Source organism: Alphaproteobacteria bacterium, from assembly GCA_040216735.1.
Taxonomy (GTDB): domain Bacteria; phylum Pseudomonadota; class Alphaproteobacteria; order SHVP01; family SHVP01; genus CALJDF01.
On record JAVJOO010000001.1, the window covers coordinates 18,482 to 40,803 of the forward strand.

Here is a 22,322-nt window from a genome sequence, read left to right on the forward strand (position 1 = left end):
TCCTCGCTATCCCTCGATCTGTGAGAAATCCGCAACCTGATTGAGCGTGCCACAGATCTGCGACAGCAACCGAAGCCGGTTCTCCCGAAGCTCGGCGTTCTCAACGTTCACTTTGACCCGTTCAAAAAAGATGTCGATCGGGTCGCGCAATGCCGCAAGGTGCGCCATGGCGTCAACGAAATCCTGTTGCGCCACAGCTTCCCCGCTCGCCCGGGCTGTTTCCGAAAGGCGTTGCGCCAGCACGCGCTCCGCATCGTCGGTCAAGCCAGCGGGATCGGCCGGCCCGGGATAGGCACGGCCATCGTTCTTTACCTCGATACGCACAATGTTACTGGCGCGCTTGTGCGCGATTAGCAAGTTGGCGCCGTCGTCCGTCGCGAGGAAGGCGGTCAAGGCCGACAGCCGCGCTTGGGCGCGCAGCAGATTGTCTTCGCCGTCCAGCGCAAAGACCGCGGAAATCAGGTCGTGGCGGACGCCGCGATCACGCAGGTACACCTTCAAGCGATCGGCAAAGAACGCCATCAACGCGTCGGCATCGAACCCTTTGGCGATCACCGGATCGTAGGATCGCGCGGCCACCGCAAAGACCTCGCGCAGGCCGATCGACAGCCGGTTTTCGAGAATGAGGCGGATCGCGCCCAATGCGGCGCGGCGCAACGCAAAGGGATCCTTCGATCCGGTTGGGGTCTCTCCGATGGAGAAAAATCCGACAAGTGTATCGATCTTATCGGCAAGGGCGACCGCGACCGAAATCGGTCGTTGCGGGCAGGCGTCGGCCGGACCCTTCGGGCTGTAGTGTTCGGCAATCGCGAGCGCCACGTCTTCGGGCTCGCCGTCGTTCAGGGCGTAGTAGCGCCCCATCACGCCCTGAAGTTCCGGAAACTCGCCGACCGCTTGGGTCACCAGGTCGGCCTTAGCCAGTCGCGCCGCCGCGCGTACCTTGTCGCGGTCGGCACCGGGCACACGATCGGCAAGTTGCAAAGCGAGCGCTTCGATGCGATCGGTTTTTTCGTCCAATCCACCCAGCTTGGCGTGAAAAAAGATATCGCCGAGTTGCGGCACCCGGCTCGCGAGACTGTGGCGCCGGTCCTGATCCCAGAAAAATTTGGCGTCCGAGAGCCGTGCCCGCAAGACCCGCTCGTTGCCGGTAATGATCGACTTACCCGAATCCGCGGCATCCACATTGGCAACGCAGATAAACCGGGGCGCCAGGCTGCCGTCGCGGCGGCGAAGCGCAAAATACTTCTGATGTCCCCGCATCGTCGCCAGCAACATTTCCTCGGGAACCGACAGGAACGACTCATCGAACCGTCCCGTCAGTACCACCGGCCACTCGACCAAACCGGCGACTTCTTCTAGCAGCGCCTCGTCCTCGACAACCGTCAGCGCCTCGCGAGCGGCATCGAGGCCGTCGCCCGCCGCGATAAAGGATTCCCGCTCGCCTGCGTTGAGCATCACGCGCGCGTCGCGCAGCTTTACCCGGTAGTCGGCGTAGCTCGCGACGGAAAAAACTTCCGGGTAATGAAACCGGTGGCCCGACGTCACATTTCCGGATTCCACCGGGCCAAACGAGAAGCGCACCGGCGCGCCGTCAAATAGGCAGAGGATCGACTGGATCGGCCGTACCCAACGGACCGTGTGCGCGCCCCAGCGCATCGATTTCGGCCACGCCACCTTGGACATCACCTCCGGCAAACAGCCCGCAAGGTATTCCGCCGTGGGAAGGCCCTTGTTCGCCAAGACCGCGAACAAGAAATCGCCCTTCTTGGTTTGCCGGACTTCCAGTTGATCGCGGCGGAGATTCACCGATGCGAGAAAGCCTTCGATCGCCTTTTCCGGCGCATCGGCACGGGGCCCGCGCCGTTCTTCGTTGGTGTCGGGCTGTCTCTCCGGCAAACCGTCGACCAGCAGGGTCAGTCGCCGCGGTGTCCAGAACACGTCTGCGCGGCTCCAGGTAAAGCCCCCCGCTTTGAGGTGGTCGAGTGCCGCCGCGCGCAAGCTTCCCGCGCCGGGTGCCTGCATGCGCGAGGGAATCTCCTCGCTGAGGATTTCAAGGAGGAACTCAGCCATTGCCGGGCGACCCGCTCAACCAGGTTTCGCAACAGCTCCGCGCGAGTGCCCGCACACGCCCGATAAACGCGGCGCGTTCGGTCACGCTGATCACGCCCCGCGCATCCAGCAGATTAAAAAGGTGGCTTGCCTTCAAGCATTGATCGTAGGCGGGCAGCGCAAGACCTTGGGCGATGATCGCGGCGCATTCCTTCTCGGCGTCCGCGAAATGGGCGCGCAGGACCGCGGTATCGGCGTGTTCGAAGTTGTAGGCCGAGAATTCGCGTTCGGAGCGCAGGAAAACGTCGCCGTAGGTCACGCCGGCGCCGTTCCAGTCGAGATCGTAAACGTTCTCCACACCCTGCACGTACATCGCCAGGCGTTCCAATCCGTAGGTCAGTTCACCCGACACGGGATTGCATTCGATCCCGCCGACTTGTTGGAAGTAGGTGAACTGGCTGACTTCCATGCCGTCGCACCAAACCTCCCAGCCCAAGCCCCAGGCGCCCAGCGTGGGGCTCTCCCAATCGTCCTCGACAAAGCGGACGTCGTGATTGGCAAAATCGATCCCGATCGCAGCAAGGCTGTCGAGATAGAGCTGTTGGAAATTCGGCGGTGAGGGCTTCAGGATGACCTGAAACTGGTAGTAGTGCTGGAGCCGATTGGGGTTCTCGCCATAGCGCCCGTCCGTGGGCCGTCGCGAGGGCTGGACGTAGGCGGCCTTCCACGGATCGGGCCCGAGCGCGCGCAGCGCCGTTGCCGGGTGAAAGGTACCCGCGCCGACCTCTAGATCGTAAGGTTGAAGTATCACGCACCCCTGCCGGGCCCAATATCCTTGCAAGGTAAGGATGAGGTCCTGAAAGGAGGGCGCTGGCCCGTCCATCATGGCAAATTGCGGTTCCGGAGGCTGAAATGCGCGGGCAAAGTAGCGACGCGTTCGGGATCGGTCAACCCAGACAACCGCTCAACCTCGGCCATAGGGACAGCCTGCTTTGCCGCAGTTTTCCGGGGCTTCAGTTGCGACATAGTCGCCACACTCGGCGCAGCGCTCGGTGTCGCCAATCGCTTGGCGCGGGCGCGGGCTCTGGCGACCGCTGAGCAGCTTGAACCCGTACCAGGCCGCTGCAATCAGGACCGCGGTTAGAATTAGCTTGGGCAGGCTAAAGCCGAGCATCAGAGTCCGTAGCGCGACCAGAGGGCCCGGGCATCCAACGCGGTAATTACCTCTTCGGCCCAGTCGGACGCGACGCGATCGGTCGCCGCCGCGCCGAGCCTGCGCCGCAGCCAGCCGGCCTGGACCCCAAAGGTCCGCATTTTGACTTTCTCGCCAAAGCGTTGCCGCAATACTGAGCGCAGGTCGCCAAGGCCGTCGATGAGGCCAAGATCCAGCGCTTTGCGACCCGTCCAAAACTCGCCGGAGAACAGCTGGTCGTCCGCCCCCTTGAGCCTAGCACCCCGTCGTTCGCGTACGAGCTCCCGGAACGATTGGTGGATCTCGCCCTGAAGAGCTTCCAGTCGACGAACATCTTCCGGGTCTTCGGGCAGGAACGGATCGAGAAACCCCTTACGAGCGCCCGACGTATGGACCCTACGCTCGACCCCGACCCGTTCAAGCAGCCCCTGAAGGCCAAATCCGCTGGAGATCACACCAATGCTGCCCAGGATCGAACTCTCGTCGGCGAAGATCTCATCGGCGGCGCAGGCAAGCCAATAGCCGCCGGATGCCGCGACATCCTGGGTAAAGGCGAGTACCGGGAGCTCTTTTTCTTCGGCAAGTGCCCGAATCCGTTTGTAGACCAGCGCCGATTGCACCGGCGACCCGCCGGGAGAGTTCACATCAAGGGCAACCGCGCACGCGCCACGCACGCTGAACGCACGGTCCAAGATGCCGGCCATGTTCTCGACATTGATTGTGCCGCGCCCACGGCCGCCGGCGGCAATGATCCCGGTCAGACGGATGACAGGCACAACGGGAGTGCGGGAGTGGAAGAAGGGAATGCGCATCGGCGCCAACTTATGGACGGCCCGTTCATCCGGCAAGGCTAAGCGGCGCGCCCGCGCGCAGAATGCGATCGGCGGCCGGACTGAAGCGCCCGTCTGGCGTATGAATAATGAAAGGCTGAAGCCGCGTAACGCCGCGGGCGTCGCGATCGCTCCAGGATTGGACGATCACGCGGTTGGGCGGTTTTCCGGCGTGCGCAGCCAACGGACAAACCGTTGTGGCGGAAAATTCTGTTGGTAGCGCCCCCAGGGCCTCGGCCTCGCGGTCGGCTGGGAGCACGAAGGTCACGCTCCTAGATGCCCTAGCGGCGCAAAGTTCGACCCACGTCGCTAACGGCACAAGTCCTTCGTGACGCGCCCGCGTGCGGGCCGCCCCGGACGGCAATCGGCCTGAGCCGGCCGAATAGTAAGGGGGATTGCTGAAAACATGGTGGCTGTCGCTGACCGGGACGGTCGCGAGATCGCCGATGTCCGCGTGGCGAAGCGCGATTCGCTCCGCCCATCCGTTCGCCGTGACGTTATGGCGCGCGTAGCCGAGTGCCTCGGCATCGGTGTCGACCCCAAGAAACCGGCAGGCGGGCAGTCGTGCTGCGGCGGCAAGAAGGGCCGCCCCTGCACCGACGCCGACATCGAGCAGTTTTTCTCCGGTTTGGGCCGTCAAGGCCGCCGCGAGAAAGACAGCGTCGCCGGTCGCGCGGAATCCGTCTTTGGGCTGGCGCAGTTTCACGCGCCCGCCCAGCAACGTGTCCTCGGTAAAGGAGTCGGTCAGTTGTTGCGCGGGTCGTACTCCATACCCGCCGCGTGCAAGATCGCAACGGCGCGCGGTCCCTGCTCGTTGACCACCATCAGACGGCGCGGGATCGCCCCGATGCTGCCCTCAAGCACGCTGGTATGGGTATCCATCACGAAGGATTCGATCCCCTCGCCGAGAAGCAGCGCTTCGAGCCACGAGATTAGAACCGGATCGTTGGTGCGAAAGACTTCGAGCATGGACCCTCATAGACCCAAAAGGCCCCCGTCGGTTGCTTGACCGCTCCGCAACGGGACTCATATGCTCGCGCGAGCCTTGTAAGGCGTCAAGATAGGGGTCGCAATTTGACGAATGTCGTCCAACTCGACGAAGAACGCGCGCATTCGGCGGAAGCGCTGACCCGCCTGAAGTCGCTCGTTGCCGGCGACCTTGAGCGGGTCAATCAGGTCATCCTGCATCACATGCAGAGCCGAGTGCCGCTCATCCCGCAGCTCGCGGGGCACCTCGTGGCCTCCGGCGGCAAGCGAATCCGGCCCATGTTGACGCTCGCCGCGGCAAAGCTCTGCGCCTATGAGGGCCAACGTCACATCAATTTGGCGGCTTGCGTGGAATTCATCCATACCGCGACTCTATTGCACGACGACGTGGTCGACGACAGCGCGCTGCGCCGCGGCGTCGAAACGGCGAACGCCCTGTGGGGTAATGAAGCCAGCGTCCTGGTCGGCGATTTCCTCTTCAGCCGCGCGTTCCAGGTCATGGTCGCCGATGGGTCGCTGCGGGTGCTGGAGATCTTGTCAGGCGCGTCCGCGGTAATTGCCGAAGGCGAGGTGCATCAACTGCTCACCACCAACGACACCACAACCAGCGAAGATACCTACCTCGACGTCATCGCCGCCAAGACCGCGGCCCTCTTCGCCGCAGCCTGCCGGATCGGCGCCGTGGTCGCGGACCGATCGCGCCAGGAGGAAGAGGCGCTCGACGGATACGGCCGCAATCTCGGGATCGCGTTTCAGTTGGTCGACGACGCGCTCGACTACTCGTCGCACTCGATCACGCTGGGCAAGACCGTCGGCGACGATTTCCGCGAGGGCAAGATCACGCTCCCCGTCATCCTGGCCTATCGCCGCGGCAACGACGAGGAACGGCGGTTCTGGCGCCGCACGATGGAAGACACCGACCAAAGCGAGTCCGATATCCAGCGCGCCATCGGTCTGATGGAAAAATACCACGCCCTGCGCGACACCGTGGAGCGTGCCCGCCATTACGGTGCCAAGGCCAAGGACGCCCTCGGCATATTCCCCAACACGAGCGAGAAACAAACCCTGCTGGACCTGGTCGACTTCTGCATCGACCGCAGCCATTAAGCGCGCCTTGCCCCGCGCGCACTGGCACGCACACCAAAACCAGGGTCGGCGGAGTGGCACAGGGTCGCAGGTGTTGCCCCGTCCCTGACCAGCCCGAACCGCGACGCCTTGCGGCCCCCCGACGCCAGCGCTATAAGCGCCCTCATCGGAGTGTAGCTCAGCCTGGTAGAGCACTACGTTCGGGACGTAGGGGCCGGAGGTTCAAATCCTCTCACTCCGACCACATCTCGCCATCTCCCACGATAGTCGTGCCCTAGCATGGAATCATGTTGATTCCGGCCGCTTCCTATCCTTCGAACCGAAGCTATAGCGCCCCCAATATCGCATCGCCCAAGTCGTGCGTCGTTGCCGTGCCGCCCATGTCAGGCGTGCGCACGCCGCCGTCGGCCAGCACGGCCTCAATCGCCCGCACGACCGCGGCGCCGGCCTCCGGGCAGCCCAGGTGATCCAGCATCATCGCACCGGACCAAATTTGTCCGATCGGATTGGCGATCCCTTTGCCCGCAATATCCGGCGCCGACCCGTGTACCGGCTCGAACATCGACGGCGCGGTGCGTTCGGGATTGATGTTACCCGACGGGGCGATCCCGATCGTTCCGGTGGTCGCCGGGCCTAGGTCGGACAGGATGTCGCCAAATAGATTGCTGCCGACCACGACGTCGAACCAATCGGGATTGCGCACGAAATGCGCCGTCAGGATATCGATGTGGAACCGGTCGGTCGTGATCGCCGGATACGCGCCCGCCATCGCCGCGAACCGCTCATCCCAAAAGGGCATGGTGTGGATAATGCCGTTGGATTTGGTCGCGGAGGTCACATGCTTGCGCGGGCGCGTCGCGGCGAGCTCGAAGGCGTAGCGCAAGATTCGATCGACGCCGCGCCGGGTGAAGACGCTTTCCTGCACCGCCATCTCGGCCTCGGTGCCGCCGTAAAGTCTGCCGCCGATCTCGGAATATTCGCCTTCTACGTTCTCGCGCACGATCCAATAATCGATCGACCCCGGCAGACGTCCGGCCAGCGGCGAGGGCACCCCCTCGAACAGGCGCACCGGGCGGAGGTTCACATACTGGTCGAAATGCCGGCGGATCGGGATCAGCAATCCCCACAACGACACATGGTCGGGCACGCCGGGAAACCCCACCGCACCCAAAAAGATCGCATCGAACGGGCGTAATTGATCGATCCCGTCGGCGGGCATCATCGATCCGGTCTTGTGAAAGCGCGCGCAACTCCAGTCGAAGGTCTGCCACTGGAAGTCGATCCCGTGGGCCCGCGCTAAGCCCTCAAGCACTTTGACACCCTCGGGCACGACCTCGGTACCGATGCCGTCACCGGGTATCAGTGCAATGCGAAATGTCTTGGATGCCATGCGCCCCCCAACCAGCGATTTCGTGACGGCCCGACCGATTCAGTGGCCGGGCGCCGCAACCTTGGGCTACTCTCGCATGGAGCCAAGGAGCGCGAAAGCGCGGAGGGAGTTGGCAATGCGGTTGCGGGTTATAGCAGCGGCCTGCGCAGTCTGGTTGATACACAGCAACGCCGCCCGCGCCCAAGAATGGTTCTTCGGCAGCCCCCGCGTGATCGACGGCGACACGCTGGCATTCCCGTCGACCGACACCGGCCCGATCACGGCGCATCTCGATGGCATCGATGCAGTCGAAGACAAGCAGCGTTGTGGTGCAGGCGATCGCGAAAGCGCCCCATGGAGTTGTGGCTTGACCGCGCGCCTGTATCTGATCCGCACGCTCGAACAGCGCGGGTTCTTGCGCTGCCGGATCGCCGGCGAACGTGACACCGGCGTGCCGACGGTCTATTGCCTGATGCGCGGCGGCGGCAGCTTGAGTTATGAAATGGTGAAGGAGGGGTTGGCCCTCGCCCTGCCCGACGCGGACCGCGCCCTCCAGCAAGTGGAATCGGAAGCCCGCGCCGCCCGGCGGGGGATTTGGCAGGGGCCGTTCGACGCGCCATGGGACTGGCGCCGCGACAACCCGGGATCGTGATATCCGGCGGCAATGACCGAGGAACCGACATGTTGAGAAGCGTTGCCATCGTCGTCATCGCGGGGTGTTTGATCTCCGCCATTTCGTTCGGCGTTCGCGCGGGGTTCGGCCTCTTCTTGGAGCCGATGTCGGCGGACCTCGGTTGGGGCCGCGAGGTTTTCGCCCTGTCGATCGCCGTTCAGAATCTTCTGTGGGGATTGGGCCAACCCTTCGCGGGCGCCATAGCCGATCGCTATGGCTCGGGTCGCGTTCTCGCAGGCGGCGCGGTTCTCTATGCCGCCGGCGTCATGCTGATGTCGGTCTCGGCCTCGCCGGCCCACATGCATCTCACAGCGGGGGTCATGGTCGGATTGGGGATTTCGGGCGCGTCGTTCGCGGTGGTCCTCGCGGCGATCACCCGTTTGGTCCCGCCGGACAAAATCGGTTGGGCGATGGGCATCGGCACCGCCGCGGGGTCGCTCGGGCAGTTTCTTTTTGTCCCGCTAGGCCAGGCTTTTCTCGCCGCCTATGGCTGGTCGACCGCGCTGCTGCTGCTCGGTGTCGTTGCGGCCTTTATGATCCCCTTGGCGGGTGCCCTCACCGGCAAGCCGGGCCAAATTGGCCGCGAGCAAACGCTCGGCCAAGCCCTGCGCGAAGCCGGCGGGCATCGCGGCTACTGGTTACTGCTGTCGGGGTTCTTCGTTTGCGGCTTTCACGTCGCGTTCATTCAGGTCCACTTGCCGGCCTACATCACCGGCAGCGGTCTCGCCGCCTCCACGGCAGGCTATGGGCTTGCCGTGATCGGCTTGTTCAACATCGCCGGCGCCTATGCCGCCGGCACCTTCGCCGGACGCTTTCGCGACAAGAAGATCCTCAGCGGTATTTACCTCGCCCGCGCACTCACCATCGCCGCGTACATCCTCCTGCCGATATCGGCAGGGAGCACCTTCGTCTTCTGCGCAGTCATGGGACTTCTGTGGCTATCGACGGTCCCGCTGACCTCGTCGATCGTCGTCCACGTCTTTGGCCGCCGCTATGTAGGCACGCTGTTCGGAATCGTTTTCTTCAGCCACCAGATCGGGGCCTTCATCGGGGTTTGGCTTGGCGGACGCGTGTTCGACGCGACCGGCAGCTACATGCCGGTATGGTGGGCGGCGGTCGCGCTCGGGGCATTCGCCGCCCTGGTCAACCTCCCGATCGACGATCGCAAGCTCGGCGCCGAGGAGCCCGCCTCAGTTTAGGTCTGCCTCCGCCGTCAAGGCATCGCCGGCCAACGCCAACCCGCTCGCCGGCAGGAGCGCCACGCCGGCGGTGCGGAGCGCGCGCTGGGCCGCCTGGTTCGCGGCGTAACGCACCTCGAAGTAGCGCATGCTGGGAACCCAGAACCGCAAGCCAATCACGAATCCACCGTAGGTGAAATCGTGCAGACCGACCCGAGGCGCCGGATCGGCAGCGACACCATCGACGGCGGCGATTGCCGTAACCAACGCCTCGATCGCACGGTCGAGATCGGCACCGTCCGAGACGGCAATGCGCGTTTCGACAACGCGAACCGCTTGCGAATTGACAAGAACCTGGCCGATTACATCCTTGTTGGGAATCGTGATCCGCTCGCCGTCTTCGCCGTCTAGTAGCGTTGCGGTCAGCGAAATTTCGCGCACCACTCCGCTCACGCCTTGGACACGGATCGTGTTCCCAACCACGAAGGGCCGCGTCAGGATCAGCGCCAAACCGGCGGCATAGTTGGAGAGGACCCCTTGCAGGGCAAAGGTCGCCCCCAATGCACCTGCACCGACAAAGGCAACGATCGGCGCGAGCTCGACGCCAAGGTTCCCCATCGCAATGATGAGAACGAAAACGACGACGATAAATCGGACGATATTGCCGATGAACCGCGACAGCGTCGGATCGATTCCACGGCCCTCGGCCAATCGGGTCACGCGTCCGCCGCCCCACCGGGCGAGACGGAGGCCGAGAACGAGGATGAGGAGCGCTCCCGCGATCTGGAAACCGTACGAAACGGCAAAATCGATGATGGTGTCGACGAAGCTGGCGACCGCCTGGACCTGTTCTTCCACCCTGACCCTCCTAAAGCTAATCCCGGACAGGTATCATACCGTTGCCTGGGTTGGCTAAGCGAAAGCGATGCGTAAATGCCGGAATGCCCGGATATCGCCGTCTACGTCGAGTGCATCGCGCAAAAGGCAGCGCGTCAAAAACTGGCACGCGCCAGGATTGCGAACCCGTTTCTCCTACGCAGCGTCGACCCGCCGCTGAGTTCGATCGAGGGACAACGGCTAGAGATGGTAACGCACGTCGGAAAAAGACTCGTCCTCGTCTTCGCGAACGGCTCCTGCCTGATCGTTCATTTAATGATCGCCGGTCGGCTCCATTGGAAGGAACCGAACGCCCCGTTGAAGGGGAAACACAACCTTGCCGCACTCGATTTCGAAACCGGCAGCTTGGTGATGACCGAAGCAGGCTCGAAACGGCGCGCGTCGTTCAATCTGGTCGCGGAACGGGCCGACGTCGCCGCCTTCGATCCGGGTGGCCTCGACGTAATGACCTGCACCGCCGACGCCTTTAGGGCTCGGCTTACGGCGGAAAACCATACCGTCAAACGCGCGCTAACCGACCCGCGGATCTGCAGCGGCATCGGCAACGCCTACTCGGATGAAATCCTGCACCGCGCCCAACTATCACCGTTGTACTGGACATCGCGCCTCGACGATGCGGCGGTCCAGCGCCTGCACCGGGCGGTCCAGTCGGTCCTGAACGAATGGACGGAACGGTTGAGGGCCGAAGCGGCGAACAACAACGGTTGGCCGCGAAAGGTGACGGCATTCCACGAGGAAATGGCGGTCCACGGACGCCACGGTGCGCCCTGCCCGGTATGCGCCGCGCCGGTTCAACGCATTGCCTATGCCGACAACGAAACCAACTACTGCCCGACCTGCCAAACCGGCGGAAAGCTCCTCGCCGACCGTTCACTGTCCAGGCTTCTCAAGGACGATTGGCCCCGAACCCTCGAGGAATTCGAGGAACTCAAGCGCGCAGCCCGGGGTTAATCTCGCAATTGCATAAAATTTGAAGAAAATCAGGCCGTTCAGCGCCGTTGCTCTCGCGCCGAAGTTCTGCTTTCATGGTCCCACGGTCCGTCACAGCCGTGACACACAGGGTTAGCAGAAGCCGCTGACCGACCGTCCATCAGCGAAGAATTTGTCTGACTGTAGCAACGCGCGGTTTGCCGTGACGTTGGCGAGCGTCAGTTTGGATCAGAAGGATCCCCCGCTTCCCGTGGGGAGACCGGGCGCTTCGAACAAAAGGCTACGCTATGGTTGACGGTCTGTCGGTCAATACCAATTCCAGCGCCAACATCGCGCTGCAACAGTTGACGATCCTGAACACGAAGATTCAGTCGACTCAACTGCGCATCACCACGGGCTTGAAAGTCAGCGGCCCCAAGGACGACGCGGCGACGTTTCAGATCGCCACGCGCTTGCGCGGCGACGTGGCTGGCCTCGGTGCGGTGAAAACCGCCCTCGCCAACGGGGATTCGATCGTCTCGGTGGCGATCTCTGCGGGCAACGCCATCGCCGACCTTCTTACCGAAATTAAAGCGAAGGCCGTGCAAGCGAATCAGTCCGGCCTCGACACCGCCTCGCGCAGCGCGCTCGACAACGATTTCCAGCAACTGCGCACCCAGATCGAGACCATTGTGTCGACGGCGGACTTCAACAACGTCAACCTGATCGACCAGAGCGCCAGTAATTTGGATGTGTTGAGCAGTGTCGACGGCAGTGTGATCAACGTTAGCGCCCAGAAACTCGACACCACGACTCTCGGGATCAACACCGCCAGTCTATCGACCAGTTCGGCGGCATCGAGCGCACTGACGGCCATTGAAACCGCGATCGACCTCGCGGCAGACAAACTAGCAGCGTTGGGAAGCTCCGCCACAGGCCTGGAAATTCAAAGCCAATTCACGACGTCTTTGATCAACCTCGTCGAAGAAGGGATCGGCAATCTCGTCGATGCCGATCTCGCCGAGGAGAGCGCCAAGCTGCAGGCACTTCAGGTGCAACAGCAGCTCAGCGTCCAGGCCCTGGCCATCGCCAACTCGGCACCGTCCCTCGTTCTGGGCCTATTTCCCATCCCCGGCGGTAGCAGCTAGCGCCCTTAGCCGATTCTTTTCTCGGCCTTGAACCGCCCATAGACCGTGGTCACCGTTCCGAGCACGGCACCAACGGTGGCAACCGACTCGACCACCACATTCCTCTCAGCTTCGCTGACGTCGACGCCGAAAATGGCCAGCATCGCCGACCCAGTCCGGTCAGCATCGCGCCCCAAAAGGTCTTCGACAAAAATAGCGTCTTGCGTTCGTCCATATCAATTCTCCTTAGTTGTACAGAAAACTGGTCTGGGGAAGACCCAAGACCAGGGTCCGTGCATCGAGATGCACGAAGGTTCGCGCCACGCCGACCGAAAAACCGTGGCGCCATGCCGCGGCGATTAGCGCACCGCGGAACGGACCGTCCGGAACGGCGATATCGATTGCACAGGTCGCAACCGGTAGGCCGGCCTGGGCATGTCCGGATGGATAGGTCCAATGCGGGTTGTGCAGGAGATGGAGCGAGCGCGGATGCCCGCCAATCGCCCGGTTGTGCGCGGGTGAGCGGCAACAGGAGTTGACCCGCATGGGACGGCCGAAATCGCGGCGGACCTTCTCTAGGGCAGGACCGAATCCCGGCGCGAGAACGACGTCCAGAGTTTTGGGACACTGAAGCTCCGATGGATCGAAAAACCTCATGTCCCGAACGCCAAGCTTTGCGAGCAGGGCGATTGTTGCTGCCTGGCCCGTCAGGAACGCGCCGAGCAGCCAGAAAATCAGCTTGCCATTCCGCTCAATCCCGTCGGTGAGGGCACGATATCGCGCTGCGCAAGCAACGACGTGCGTCGGCAGATTATCCATTTCGCGTTCGTTGATCGTCATCTGACGTCGACCTCCTTGCTATGGAACAATGGTCTCTGCGGCGCTTTGGGGACGTCGACGTTCTGCCAGTCGACACCCTCGAAGACGACGCATGCAGCGCCCCCTCCCCTAACGACGACTATCGTCCACGTGGCGCCGTTGCCGGTGGCGTAGAGAATCAGTCGCCTCCCCTTCCCGTCGACACCGGCTGCGACCGCACGCTCGCCGTAGCGTGCGTCCAGGGTCTCCGCGATGGCGGCAAGCGGCGCGCACACCGCAGGTCCTGCGGTGGCTCCACTAGGCAAAAAAAATGCCGCCGAAACGGCGGCAACAAAGACCAACTTGCGCGGCCTCATTGGTTTGCCCCAGTCATAGCGGCGCCTGGCCGCGAAGAGCACGACGCCGATTGATCTTCGCAACGCCTTCGCCGCCGACAATTGCCTTGGCTTCGCCGGGGAACTTTTTCTCTATGAGTTCGAAAAGCCCTTCCACAATCCGGGCCATTTCGCTGTCGGAAGTGGCCAGCTTGACCGCCCGGTCAGTCGCGCGATCAGTCCGCGATTTTTGGAACAGCCACTCCCGCACCCCGTCGATCCCACCGATGGCGTACTTGCGCTGGGCGGTCGGGCTGGGGTTGAAGGCCGTCGCGTTGTTGCGCCGCGCAATTTCGGTCTGTTCGGCGGTCAGCGTCACGACACCGTCCTCGACGGTCACTGACTTGAGCCACGTCGGTGCGCCATTTGAGTCCAAGCTGTCAATGTCAGGGTGTGCTTCTAGGTGTTCCATGATTATCCTACCAAGTGCGCCGCTAGAGATGTTTGCCGGTTTGCGCCTGATCCCCCAGTGGTAACGTCTGCTACCTTTGCTCCACCAGATGCGTAAGCTTTGAGCAGGATCATATCGCCAGCGTCGAGCCAGCGACGCTCGGCTGCGCCCCCCATGATCCGCTCGCCTCCGGCAAAGTTCGACGTGTGGTCCCATGCGGGTAACAGCAGCGTCGTGCTGTTGACGTAGACCCATCCGGCGACGCGGGTCGTCGAGGCGTCCCACCCTTCCATGTCGAGGGACCCGCTAACGATGTACCAACCGGAAACCAGGGCGGTGATGACGCCGGTCGCAGTGTTGAGAATCAAACCGTTCTGCAAAACCACGTTGTCGAAGGGGATGGTGTAGTTCGTACTGTCGCCCGTGACATTGGCCTTCGACGCCGCCATGTAACAGTCGACACCAACCGTACCGACACCGTCTAGCCATCGCGGCCCACCCGCCCGGGCCGGAGGCCCGCGCCCAACGTCCTGGGCGGCAGTGTTCTGATAGACCTCGCCAATCGACGACAGAAGGCCGTACACACCCCGGCTGATGTAGCCGCCAACCGTGCTGGCGTTGATGCCTGCCGCGCCGTCGAGCGCAGTTTGGTCGATGTTGGTCACGGCCATGCCGTCACCGATCTTGAAGACCTTCGTAGCGCCGCCGACGATGCCCCGAATGCCGGTGCCGACGTAGGAACGATCAAGCGCACCCCACACCGGGGTTTCACTTGCTGGCATGACGCACGATACGTCTGCGTAACCGGCGATGCGATTGTGCGCCCACCACTGAATTGCATCTGGGTTGAGGTTCTTGGAGCTCGTGAAACGGCTGACTTCACCAATTGCCCCGCCAAACGGAAGTGAGCCGCTAAAGCCGTATGAGGCGTTCACGACGCTCTCGCCGATACGGAAGGTGTTTGTCCCCGACGCCGGGTTCATCGAGCCTGTGAACGCCGCCGGGCCGTCAAAGTACCACTTGCCGCCGTCGAACGAACCGAAGATGCCAAGATCAGGGACGATCAGCATGGTGACGTTATGCCAACCATCAGGGTCGTCGTTGAGCATCGCGACGGTGACGGGAATTGTGATTGTAGCCGTCGCCGTGCTGCCACCCGTTGCCGTAGCCGACACAACAATCCCTGACGTATGACACGAAATGTAAATGCGACTGGTATTCGAGGTCGTGTGGTGCCAGTTCAGGATGACATTGTGCGTCGCGTTGAGCGCCCCGAGCGAACAGAAGTCCACGGAAAAGCCCATGGGGTTGACGCCATTGGCAAAGTTCACCGCTACGTCTGCGTAGTTAGAAGCATCAAAGCCCGAAACCTTTTGTCTGGTTCCAGACCCTGCGGCTGATGCAATGGCCAGCCCGCCCCCGGTATGCGTGAGTGTTACGCCCGACCCACCACGGTCTGCTGTGATGCTGTCGACGAAATGAGACGAATTACCAGCTCCGATGCGAGAAATAATTCGGTCACTGTCGATGTCGAAGCCAACGAGTTCCTGAACCTTCTGGCGGGCAGGCGTGTACCAAACACCAACACCCTCCGCCGCCCCCTCGAGAAAGAGCCCGCGCCCGTCTGTTTCTAAGACGGTTTCGGCCCCAAACATAAGCGGCCACGAATTGTTGACTGGGCCGGAGTTCTAACTCCAACCGTCGCCGGTAAGTTCCTCGATGAAGGAAGTCTGCGGCGTGGTGCGAACTTCATTGGTCGTAGCATGCCGGCTATAGAAGCCTCGACCGTTGCTGATCGCTACAACTCCAGCCCCAGCCGATCCGGTAGTTGCGTCATACCACGTCTGCCAATCGTTCATCAGGAACGATGCGGCGCTCGCGCCGCTGGGATAATGGATGCCCAAGATAGGCCGGACGCCGTTGCCTATGACGGGGGCTTTCGGACCGGACAATCCGATATCGACATCATCAACGGAGAGTTGCGTCAGCGCCGTTGCATCCCAATCCCGATAGACCAGCGATCCATTGCGTAGGTCGACTGCCCCCACGCCAGCATCGCTGGTGATGATTGCGACCACGCCAAACTTAAACTTGATCCCCGTCGCCGTTGCGCTTCCCAGCCAGGGCCAATCGGCGCTCGTGAGTGTTTTAACCGTCGTTCCGCTGCGCCGGTCGATAAACAGCACGTCGATGTTGACGCCGTTCTGACTCGCGATGACGGCCACGTTCGCGTCGGTCGGGAACCACGACAGGCCCGCGTTGACGATCTTGGGATCGTAGGCGGGCTTGTCGAAGAACGCGGCCCCGACCGCGTCGCCCGCATAGTCGCTGTCGGCGCGGAAGGCGTAGCTCGTGCTTTCGGCCAGCACCGACTCCACCCCCGCCACCGACAGATCCTTGACGTGAAGCGCCGCCGAACCGTCCTTGAGCGCCAGCGTCGTCTGGGCCGTGGCCGCATCGCCGTAGTCGAGCAGCGTCGCCATGAAGGCCGAGGGCACGATCGCCGCCAACGCCCCTTGGGCGTAGTTCTGCAAGTTCGTTGCGCCGGAATCCCAGCCCAGCAGATTGCCCGCTGTGGGCGTCGGCAGCGCCAACCCACTCACGTCCGAGGACACCGGCAGCACCACCGAGCGCCCGATCCTCTCGTCGAGCTGCTGCACCTGCATCACCGTCTGATCGAGTTGTTGCTCCAGCGCCGCGGAGTTGAGCGGCCCCTGCGTCGGGATATCGGTCGGCTGGGTCAGCGGCAGCGCGCGCAGCAGGGTCACGACGGCGCCGCTCGCCGGCGCGCTCGAAAACGTGACGTTGCCGCCATTGTCGTTACCCACGTTGGAAACGACATAGCCCGATCCCTGCAGCGCGCCACCGAGATAAACCTGAAGATGCGCGTCATCGTCGACGCGAAACTGATAGGCAAACGCCACCTGCGCGCCGTCGCCGACATAGTTGTTGCGGTTGAGAGAAGACGAAAGCGTCATTCGGACCTCCTTGTGGCTACAGCAAAATCGAAAAAGCCCCTCGCCCCCTGGAAAGGTTGCCGCCGCCCGTGGCGGCGGTTAGGGACCCGGTTCGGACAAAGAACCGCCGGTTGTTACAGGGTTCACGCTCCCGCAATGCGCGACTAAGATGACGGCCGGGGAGACACCGAGCATGGGTCGATACGCAACGGCGCCGGCGACGCGGGGCACACAGGGATGAACGACCAAACGGACGGCCCGTGGCTCACGCCGCCCCAGCTTGCCGCCTACGGCGATGCGCCAATCGAGGCCATCGGCAAGGACGCCTTCGACCTCGCCCGCAAGATCGGGCCGCTCTACGACATGATCCGCCACCCCGCCACACAAATGCCGCTGACGATCGCGATCTACGGCGACTGGGGCAGCGGAAAAACGTCGGCGATGAAGGTGCTGCAAGAGCGACTCGCGCACTGGACAACGCAAGGCAAAGACGCCAAAACGCAAGGCAAAGACGCCAAAAAAGTTTCTCTACTCCCGGTCTGGTTCGATCCGTGGAAGTACCATGACCGCGATGACGTCCGCCGCGGCCTGATCGCCGAGGTCATTCGGGCCTGCCTTTCGAAACAAGAGCCGGACGACGTCAAAGGGAAAATCCTCGAAGCGGCATCGTTTGTCGGGCGGCCCATCATGCGCTTGGTCCGTGGACTCAAGATTAAAGCGGCCTACAAAGACGTGGAGCTTGAGCTTCCAACGTTAGATGAAGTTTTCGCCAAAACGCCGCCCCCCGATACCGAGTACCTCAACGACTTCGAAGAAAGCCTCAAGACCTGGGTGAAAGAGACGCTGGGGCAAAACGAGCGCCTCGTCGTCTTCATCGACGACCTCGACCGCTGCCTCCCCGACGTCGCCTTGCAGGTCCTCGAAGCCTTGAAGCTTTACCTCGGCTTGCCGCAATTGATTTTCGTCGTCGGCTTAGACCGCGGCGTCGTCTCGGACGTCGTGCGCAAATACTACGAAGACCAAGGCGTTACCGAGGAAAAAGCGTCGAAATACCTCGACAAGATGTTCCAGGTCGAAGCGAGCCTTGCCCCCTCCGACCGGCAGGTAAACGACTACCTCGCGACCCGGCTGAAATCGCCGATCTGGGACGGTTTGCCGGAACAGGATCGCGGCATCTTCCTGCCGGTCTTCGAACACCTGGGGCGTGGCTCGCCGCGCGAAATCGGCCGCCTGGTCGACAGCGCAATGATCGAAGCGCGGGGCGCCACCTTCATGCTCCAGGAGGAACAAGACCCACCGTGGACGGCCGGCGATGCCATTCATCTTTACTTGGTTCAACGCCTGATCCGCCCGAGCGAAAGCGATGCCGTGCGCGACGACGGGATTTCCTTTTTCTCGGCGTGGTCCGAAGCCCGCCGCGCCCATCCTGACGCCCCGAACACCTACGCCATAAACGAAGAAGACATCGCCGCCATCCGGGCTTTCTTGGAGAAGACGGCGCAGTCCGATCCAGGTCGGACTGGCCTATTGAAAGGTGGGCCGGAAAACGACGACCGCCTCCCCGAACGCATCAGCGCCATGCCCGAAACCTATCGCCGGGTGGTGATGAACCCGAGACACCTCCGTTTGCTGCGCTATTTGGGGAATACTCACCTCGGGGGCCTGATGGCCCGGGCGTTCCCCACAACCCTTGCCCGTGCCGTCGCACCCTTAAAGGGCGGCGCCCCGACCATCATCCTCGAAGCAATCGCCCGCGCGATGAACCTCGAATCAACCGATGACGTGACCTCCGATCACTGGCGGACCGTGACCGACCTCGACCTCTCCGATAACGACCTATCGGAAATTACATTGCTGCAAGAGTGTGTCGCCCTGCAAACGCTGGAGCTCAACAACACCCAGGTCGCAGACCTCGCCCCGCTCAAGGGCCTCACCGCACTGCAATCGCTCTGGCTCGACAACACCCAGGTCGCGGACCTCGCCCCGCTCAAGGGCCTCACCGCGCTGGAAACGCTGTGGCTCAACTACACCCAGGTCGCGGACCTCGCCCCGCTCAAGGGCCTCACCGCACTGGAAACACTGTGGCTCAACAACACCCCGGTCGCGGACCTCGCCCCGCTCAAGGGCCTCACCGCGCTGCAAACGCTGGAGCTCGACAACACCCCGGTCGCGGATCTCGCCCCGCTCAAGGGCCTCACCGCACTGCAATCGCTGCAGCTCTACAACACCCCGGTCGCGGACCTCGCCCCGCTCAATGGCCTCACCGCGCTGCAAATGCTGTGGCTCAATGATACCCAGGTCGCGGACCTCGCCCCGCTCAAGGGCCTCACCGCGCTGCAAATGCTGTACCTCAACAACACCCAGGTCGCGGACCTCGCCCCGCTCAACGGCCTCACCGCGCTGCAAACGCTGACCCTCAACAACACCCAGGTCGCGGACCTCACCCCGCTCAAGGGCCTTATCCGGTTGAAAAGGCTTTCCCTCAACAGCACCCCGGTAAATCGACAACAGATCGAAGCCCTACAGGCCGTCTTGCCGGACCTGACAATAGAAATCGACAACGCGTCCAAGCCGGCATCTCGAAAGCCCTAACGCCCAAATAGCGTCCCCATCACATCCGCATCGTTCGTCACCTGTGACAGAACGCGCGTCCCGGCGCCGATCAACGTCGTCGTCGCGCCCTTGTTCGACGCGTTGGCGGCGATTGTCGATGCCCGGGCCGAAGCCTCGCCGGTCAGGCGTGTCGTCTCCGCATCGATCTCGCCGCCGCGGCGGATCGCCGCGACCTGGCGCGCCGCCACATCGAGGGCCCGCGTGCCTTCGCGGCCGAACAGCGCCGCCTGGGCCTGTTGACGGGCGACTTGGTTCTCGGTCGTCCGGCGAAGGTTGAGGTAATCCTTTTGCGCCTCGGCCGCTTGCTCGGCCAGCACGGCGCTCGCGGTTTCGTCCACCCGAAAACCGGACGTCGCCAGCGCGTTGGTGACCGTGCCGAGCTGCGCCGTCCACTTCTTGCGCGCTTGGCTCAGCGCCACCGCGCCGGCCTCGGCCTCCCACGCCGCGTTGTCGCGCGCCACCGCCTGGTTGAACAGCGCCGCCTGATAGGCGTCCTCCCCCTCTTCCTGGGTCAACCGCGCTTCGATCTCCGCCATCTCCAGCGCGAACGCCGCTTGCTTCTCGGCGTTCTCCCGGGCGATTGCCGCCTGTTGTTCCTGCGCCTGGGCCTGCTTCTTTTGATCCTTAGACGACAAAAGACCGCCCACCACCGTCGAGGCAATAGAGCCGATAATTCCAAGTCCCATAAATGCTCTCCTAGATGCGTTGGGCCGACAGCGACGTCGTGGCCGCCAAGCCCTCACCGATTGGCGGCAAACGAAACGCCCGCGCCGCTAGCTCTCGATGTCCTGCTGCGCGACGAACGCGAGGATCGTGCACGGCATCGGCACGTCCTGGGTAATCGTAAACCGCCCGGTACGCGACCAACCTTCGGTCATGGCCAGCTTGTAGCCCGAGAAATTCGGGATCGGCGTGTCGGTCGGATCGATCACTTCGCGGAAGGTCACCTCGCGGCCGTCGATTTTGATTCCCACCGTGTTGTCGAGCAGCAACGCGATTTGCCAGGTCGACTTGTCGCGCGACAGCGCCGCGCTCTCGCCAAACCCGTCGACCGAATCGTTGGGCTCCAACTTCGATTGGTAGAACAATCCCGCCTCAACGGCGCGGGCGGCATTGGCCAGCGTGAACTGTCCCGCGGTCACCGGGAATGTCCCTACCGGCGCGCCGTCCGCCACCACCGCCACAGTCTTACCTTCGAGATGCGCAAGGCCCGACCACGTGAGCGTGGGCGAACCGGCGGTCCCGGTTAGTCCCGCGTCGGTGTTCAAGACGGGGTCCAGCAACTCGATATAGCGCGCCGTCACCCCGTCGATGGTGCGCCGCACGGCAAGCCACACTTCGTCGCGGTCGCCGCCGGGCACCACCGTCAGCGACTCGATCGCCCCATCGGTCGGATGCCGCGCCCACCCTGCCACCGACTCTTGCGCGTCATAGGTGAACGACAGCAACGTGCCGTCGGCACGGGCCAGCCACAGCACCCGGTCCGGCTCCTGCTGCCAGCCCATCGCGGCAATCCCTGCCGGACCCAGCGCACTCGACGGCCCGGTGATATGCCGCGACAGAATCGTCAGTTCCAGCGGCACCAACCCGTCGGATTCGAATTCGTACTGAAGCGCGCCCAGCACGCGCCCCCGGTTCACCGGATCGCCGAAGCGCCGGGGATAAAAGATCCGCCCGCTCGCCGCGACCGGCTGCAACCGCGCCACGCCGTTTTGCGCCCGTTGACGAATGGTACGCCCCGACGGTGTGAACGCAGCCCCGCGCCGCGTCGCCCATTCCGCGCCCGCGGTCCCGACGATCAAGTCCTCCGCGCCGATCACCCACCGAATGATGTTGTTTTGCGGTCCCGCCAGCGTCGCTTGAAAGCCGTCATCATCGTTGGTGCCGACCGTCATGTCGGCCAGGTCGCCCTGCCTGGAGACATAGATCCGGTTGGGGTTGTTGTTGGTGCCGGCCCAAACGATCCGCTCTTCGAACAGCGTCACCGCCGCCGGGTAATCGTCGGCACCGGTGAACGGATCGGCCGTCGGCGCGTAACTCGCCAAGGTCCAATTGGCGTGTCCGCTGCGGGTAATCTTGCGCGGCTTGTGCCCGGTATGGGCCAGGTACAGCACGTCCTCCTGCTGGGCGAACTGCACATCGGCCAAGTCGCCCGGGGCAAAGGGATGATCGATCTCGTAGACCGGTTCGTCCAACGCAACGTTGTCGACCTGGTGGGTTGCCGCGGCGGCGTTCTCAAAGGAAATGAAAACCGTCCCGTTCGCCGCGGGGGTAAAGCTGAGGCTTTGCCCGGCGCCCACGCCCAGCACGCTGCTGGCGATGTCCGATGCCCCCGAACTCGTCCCCACCTTGGCGCTCACCGCGCCGCCGAACACGTCGAGCGACAGCACGTAGGTCGCGGTCCCGAGGTTGGCGATCGATTGCTCGGCCCGCGCCGCATTGCCGGCCCCGCCGCCGGCGAGGTTAAGACGTCCATTTGCTGCATCATGGGTAATCGTGCCGGTCCCCGAAGATGTATTGCTCCACCCTGCGATATCGCTGGCGAAGCCGCCGTTGACGATCTCGCGGTCGAACACGACCTGCCCCTGATCGGCAAAGAATCGAATGCGCCCGCCGCCGGAGAATTCCAGAACGTAAGCCTGCTCCACACTGAACTGGAACGGGATCAGCCGGGGCGGGTTGCCCTGGTTGGCGGCTTCCGCAATGAAGCGCATCCCCGGCCGCCGCCGCGCCGGACCGGCGCGCAGCGGCACGAAATTCTCCATCGTGCGCACCGATTCCCGGTATTGACCAAGGTCGGTGCGGCCATACATCTCAGGCGACAGCTCGCCCGAATTGAACTGCGTCTGAATACGAACCGTGCGCGGCATC

At 63.1% G+C, this 22,322-nt stretch carries 22 protein-coding genes and 1 tRNA gene; 7 read left to right on the forward strand and 16 right to left on the reverse strand.

What is annotated here, in order from left to right; all coding sequences use genetic code 11:
* Positions 1 to 6: 6 nt before the first annotated feature.
* The 6 genes from glyS to RID42_00115 form a co-directional block, all read right to left on the reverse strand.
* A complete protein-coding gene (gene glyS / locus RID42_00090; protein MEQ8246056.1) occupies positions 7 to 2,070 on the reverse strand; it encodes a glycine--tRNA ligase subunit beta in 2,064 nt (687 codons plus the stop codon).
* On the reverse strand, positions 2,063 to 2,932 hold the full coding sequence (locus RID42_00095) for a glycine--tRNA ligase subunit alpha (GenBank protein MEQ8246057.1): 870 nt from the start codon (positions 2,930 to 2,932) through the stop codon (positions 2,063 to 2,065). Before RID42_00095 ends, glyS begins: the two co-directional genes overlap by 8 nt.
* Before the next feature lie 81 nt (positions 2,933 to 3,013).
* Positions 3,014 to 3,223 carry a hypothetical protein gene (locus RID42_00100; GenBank protein MEQ8246058.1) on the reverse strand — a complete coding sequence of 70 codons (210 nt, stop codon included), beginning with the start codon at positions 3,221 to 3,223 and terminating at the stop codon, positions 3,014 to 3,016.
* Positions 3,223 to 4,053, reverse strand: coding sequence for a S49 family peptidase (locus RID42_00105; protein ID MEQ8246059.1), 831 nt, complete (start codon positions 4,051 to 4,053; stop codon positions 3,223 to 3,225). Before RID42_00105 ends, RID42_00100 begins: the two co-directional genes overlap by 1 nt.
* A gap of 25 nt (positions 4,054 to 4,078) precedes the next feature.
* On the reverse strand, positions 4,079 to 4,777 hold the full coding sequence (locus tag RID42_00110) for a methyltransferase (GenBank protein ID MEQ8246060.1): 699 nt from the start codon (positions 4,775 to 4,777) through the stop codon (positions 4,079 to 4,081).
* Positions 4,778 to 4,815: 38 nt separating this feature from the next.
* On the reverse strand, positions 4,816 to 5,040 hold the full coding sequence (locus tag RID42_00115; GenBank protein MEQ8246061.1) for a DUF2007 domain-containing protein: 225 nt from the start codon (positions 5,038 to 5,040) through the stop codon (positions 4,816 to 4,818).
* A 105-nt stretch (positions 5,041 to 5,145) separates the two neighbouring features.
* On the opposite strand from RID42_00115, the gene RID42_00120 reads away from it, so the two are divergent.
* Together RID42_00120 and RID42_00125 are read left to right on the forward strand one after the other, a co-directional pair.
* Positions 5,146 to 6,165, forward strand: a complete 1,020-nt coding sequence (locus tag RID42_00120) for a polyprenyl synthetase family protein (protein MEQ8246062.1) — start codon at positions 5,146 to 5,148, stop codon at positions 6,163 to 6,165.
* Between the two features lie 146 nt (positions 6,166 to 6,311).
* Positions 6,312 to 6,388: transfer RNA gene (locus tag RID42_00125), tRNA-Pro, on the forward strand.
* An 81-nt stretch (positions 6,389 to 6,469) separates the two neighbouring features.
* Here the strand turns inward: RID42_00125 and RID42_00130 are convergent.
* The gene (locus RID42_00130) at positions 6,470 to 7,534 is read right to left on the reverse strand and encodes a tartrate dehydrogenase (GenBank protein ID MEQ8246063.1); all 1,065 of its coding nucleotides are present in this window, start codon (positions 7,532 to 7,534) and stop codon (positions 6,470 to 6,472) included.
* 115 nt (positions 7,535 to 7,649) lie between these two features.
* Between RID42_00130 and RID42_00135 the strand changes: the two genes are divergently transcribed.
* Positions 7,650 to 8,165 (forward strand): thermonuclease family protein, encoded by a 516-nt coding sequence (locus RID42_00135; protein ID MEQ8246064.1) that lies wholly within the window; start codon positions 7,650 to 7,652, stop codon positions 8,163 to 8,165.
* A 29-nt stretch (positions 8,166 to 8,194) separates the two neighbouring features.
* Positions 8,195 to 9,385: an MFS transporter gene (locus tag RID42_00140; protein MEQ8246065.1), complete on the forward strand. Its 1,191-nt coding sequence runs from the start codon at positions 8,195 to 8,197 to the stop codon at positions 9,383 to 9,385.
* Here RID42_00140 and RID42_00145 read toward each other — a convergent pair.
* Positions 9,377 to 10,222, reverse strand: coding sequence for a mechanosensitive ion channel (locus tag RID42_00145; GenBank protein MEQ8246066.1), 846 nt, complete (start codon positions 10,220 to 10,222; stop codon positions 9,377 to 9,379). The two genes, RID42_00140 and RID42_00145, sit on opposite strands and share 9 nt — an antisense overlap.
* Positions 10,223 to 10,297: 75 nt before the next feature.
* Here RID42_00145 and RID42_00150 point away from each other — a divergent pair, with 75 nt between their 5' ends.
* Both RID42_00150 and RID42_00155 read left to right on the forward strand, forming a co-directional pair.
* Positions 10,298 to 11,212, forward strand: coding sequence for a DNA-formamidopyrimidine glycosylase family protein (locus RID42_00150; protein MEQ8246067.1), 915 nt, complete (start codon positions 10,298 to 10,300; stop codon positions 11,210 to 11,212).
* A 266-nt stretch (positions 11,213 to 11,478) separates the two neighbouring features.
* The gene (locus tag RID42_00155; GenBank protein ID MEQ8246068.1) at positions 11,479 to 12,318 is read left to right on the forward strand and encodes a flagellin; all 840 of its coding nucleotides are present in this window, start codon (positions 11,479 to 11,481) and stop codon (positions 12,316 to 12,318) included.
* Positions 12,319 to 12,323: 5 nt separating this feature from the next.
* Here the strand turns inward: RID42_00155 and RID42_00160 are convergent, their stop codons facing one another.
* From RID42_00160 to RID42_00185, 6 genes are all read right to left on the reverse strand, one after another.
* Positions 12,324 to 12,461 carry a hypothetical protein gene (locus RID42_00160; GenBank protein ID MEQ8246069.1) on the reverse strand — a complete coding sequence of 46 codons (138 nt, stop codon included), beginning with the start codon at positions 12,459 to 12,461 and terminating at the stop codon, positions 12,324 to 12,326.
* A gap of 82 nt (positions 12,462 to 12,543) precedes the next feature.
* Positions 12,544 to 13,137, reverse strand: a complete 594-nt coding sequence (locus tag RID42_00165; GenBank protein ID MEQ8246070.1) for a D-Ala-D-Ala carboxypeptidase family metallohydrolase — start codon at positions 13,135 to 13,137, stop codon at positions 12,544 to 12,546.
* Positions 13,134 to 13,472, reverse strand: coding sequence for a hypothetical protein (locus RID42_00170; GenBank protein ID MEQ8246071.1), 339 nt, complete (start codon positions 13,470 to 13,472; stop codon positions 13,134 to 13,136). The genes RID42_00165 and RID42_00170 overlap by 4 nt, the downstream gene beginning before the upstream one ends.
* A gap of 13 nt (positions 13,473 to 13,485) precedes the next feature.
* A complete protein-coding gene (locus tag RID42_00175) occupies positions 13,486 to 13,809 on the reverse strand; it encodes a hypothetical protein (GenBank protein MEQ8246072.1) in 324 nt (107 codons plus the stop codon).
* 95 nt (positions 13,810 to 13,904) lie between these two features.
* Entirely contained in the window at positions 13,905 to 15,536 is a 1,632-nt protein-coding gene (locus tag RID42_00180; protein ID MEQ8246073.1) for a hypothetical protein, read from the reverse strand.
* A gap of 33 nt (positions 15,537 to 15,569) precedes the next feature.
* The gene (locus RID42_00185; GenBank protein MEQ8246074.1) at positions 15,570 to 16,859 is read right to left on the reverse strand and encodes a hypothetical protein; all 1,290 of its coding nucleotides are present in this window, start codon (positions 16,857 to 16,859) and stop codon (positions 15,570 to 15,572) included.
* Between the two features lie 216 nt (positions 16,860 to 17,075).
* Between RID42_00185 and RID42_00190 the strand changes: the two genes are divergently transcribed.
* The gene (locus RID42_00190) at positions 17,076 to 19,430 is read left to right on the forward strand and encodes a P-loop NTPase fold protein (protein MEQ8246075.1); all 2,355 of its coding nucleotides are present in this window, start codon (positions 17,076 to 17,078) and stop codon (positions 19,428 to 19,430) included.
* Here RID42_00190 and RID42_00195 read toward each other — a convergent pair.
* A complete protein-coding gene (locus RID42_00195; protein MEQ8246076.1) occupies positions 19,427 to 20,137 on the reverse strand; it encodes a hypothetical protein in 711 nt (236 codons plus the stop codon). The two genes, RID42_00190 and RID42_00195, sit on opposite strands and share 4 nt — an antisense overlap.
* A gap of 87 nt (positions 20,138 to 20,224) precedes the next feature.
* Positions 20,225 to 22,321 (reverse strand): hypothetical protein, encoded by a 2,097-nt coding sequence (locus RID42_00200; protein ID MEQ8246077.1) that lies wholly within the window; start codon positions 22,319 to 22,321, stop codon positions 20,225 to 20,227.
* Position 22,322 lies beyond the last annotated feature (1 nt).

Coding starts and splice junctions, on each gene's coding strand:
- glyS (MEQ8246056.1), bottom strand. CDS start 2,070: ATGGCTGAGTTCCTCCTTGAAATCCTCAGCGAGGAGATTCCCTCGCGC.
- RID42_00095 (MEQ8246057.1), bottom strand. CDS start 2,932: ATGGACGGGCCAGCGCCCTCCTTTCAGGACCTCATCCTTACCTTGCAA.
- RID42_00100 (MEQ8246058.1), bottom strand. CDS start 3,223: ATGCTCGGCTTTAGCCTGCCCAAGCTAATTCTAACCGCGGTCCTGATT.
- RID42_00105 (MEQ8246059.1), bottom strand. CDS start 4,053: ATGCGCATTCCCTTCTTCCACTCCCGCACTCCCGTTGTGCCTGTCATC.
- RID42_00115 (MEQ8246061.1), bottom strand. CDS start 5,040: ATGCTCGAAGTCTTTCGCACCAACGATCCGGTTCTAATCTCGTGGCTC.
- RID42_00130 (MEQ8246063.1), bottom strand. CDS start 7,534: ATGGCATCCAAGACATTTCGCATTGCACTGATACCCGGTGACGGCATC.
- RID42_00135 (MEQ8246064.1), top strand. CDS start 7,650: ATGCGGTTGCGGGTTATAGCAGCGGCCTGCGCAGTCTGGTTGATACAC.
- RID42_00140 (MEQ8246065.1), top strand. CDS start 8,195: ATGTTGAGAAGCGTTGCCATCGTCGTCATCGCGGGGTGTTTGATCTCC.
- RID42_00150 (MEQ8246067.1), top strand. CDS start 10,298: ATGCCGGAATGCCCGGATATCGCCGTCTACGTCGAGTGCATCGCGCAA.
- RID42_00155 (MEQ8246068.1), top strand. CDS start 11,479: ATGGTTGACGGTCTGTCGGTCAATACCAATTCCAGCGCCAACATCGCG.
- RID42_00160 (MEQ8246069.1), bottom strand. CDS start 12,461: ATGCTGGCCATTTTCGGCGTCGACGTCAGCGAAGCTGAGAGGAATGTG.
- RID42_00165 (MEQ8246070.1), bottom strand. CDS start 13,137: ATGACGATCAACGAACGCGAAATGGATAATCTGCCGACGCACGTCGTT.
- RID42_00170 (MEQ8246071.1), bottom strand. CDS start 13,472: ATGAGGCCGCGCAAGTTGGTCTTTGTTGCCGCCGTTTCGGCGGCATTT.
- RID42_00180 (MEQ8246073.1), bottom strand. CDS start 15,536: ATGTTTGGGGCCGAAACCGTCTTAGAAACAGACGGGCGCGGGCTCTTT.
- RID42_00185 (MEQ8246074.1), bottom strand. CDS start 16,859: ATGACGCTTTCGTCTTCTCTCAACCGCAACAACTATGTCGGCGACGGC.
- RID42_00190 (MEQ8246075.1), top strand. CDS start 17,076: ATGAACGACCAAACGGACGGCCCGTGGCTCACGCCGCCCCAGCTTGCC.
- RID42_00195 (MEQ8246076.1), bottom strand. CDS start 20,137: ATGGGACTTGGAATTATCGGCTCTATTGCCTCGACGGTGGTGGGCGGT.
- RID42_00200 (MEQ8246077.1), bottom strand. CDS start 22,321: ATGCCGCGCACGGTTCGTATTCAGACGCAGTTCAATTCGGGCGAGCTG.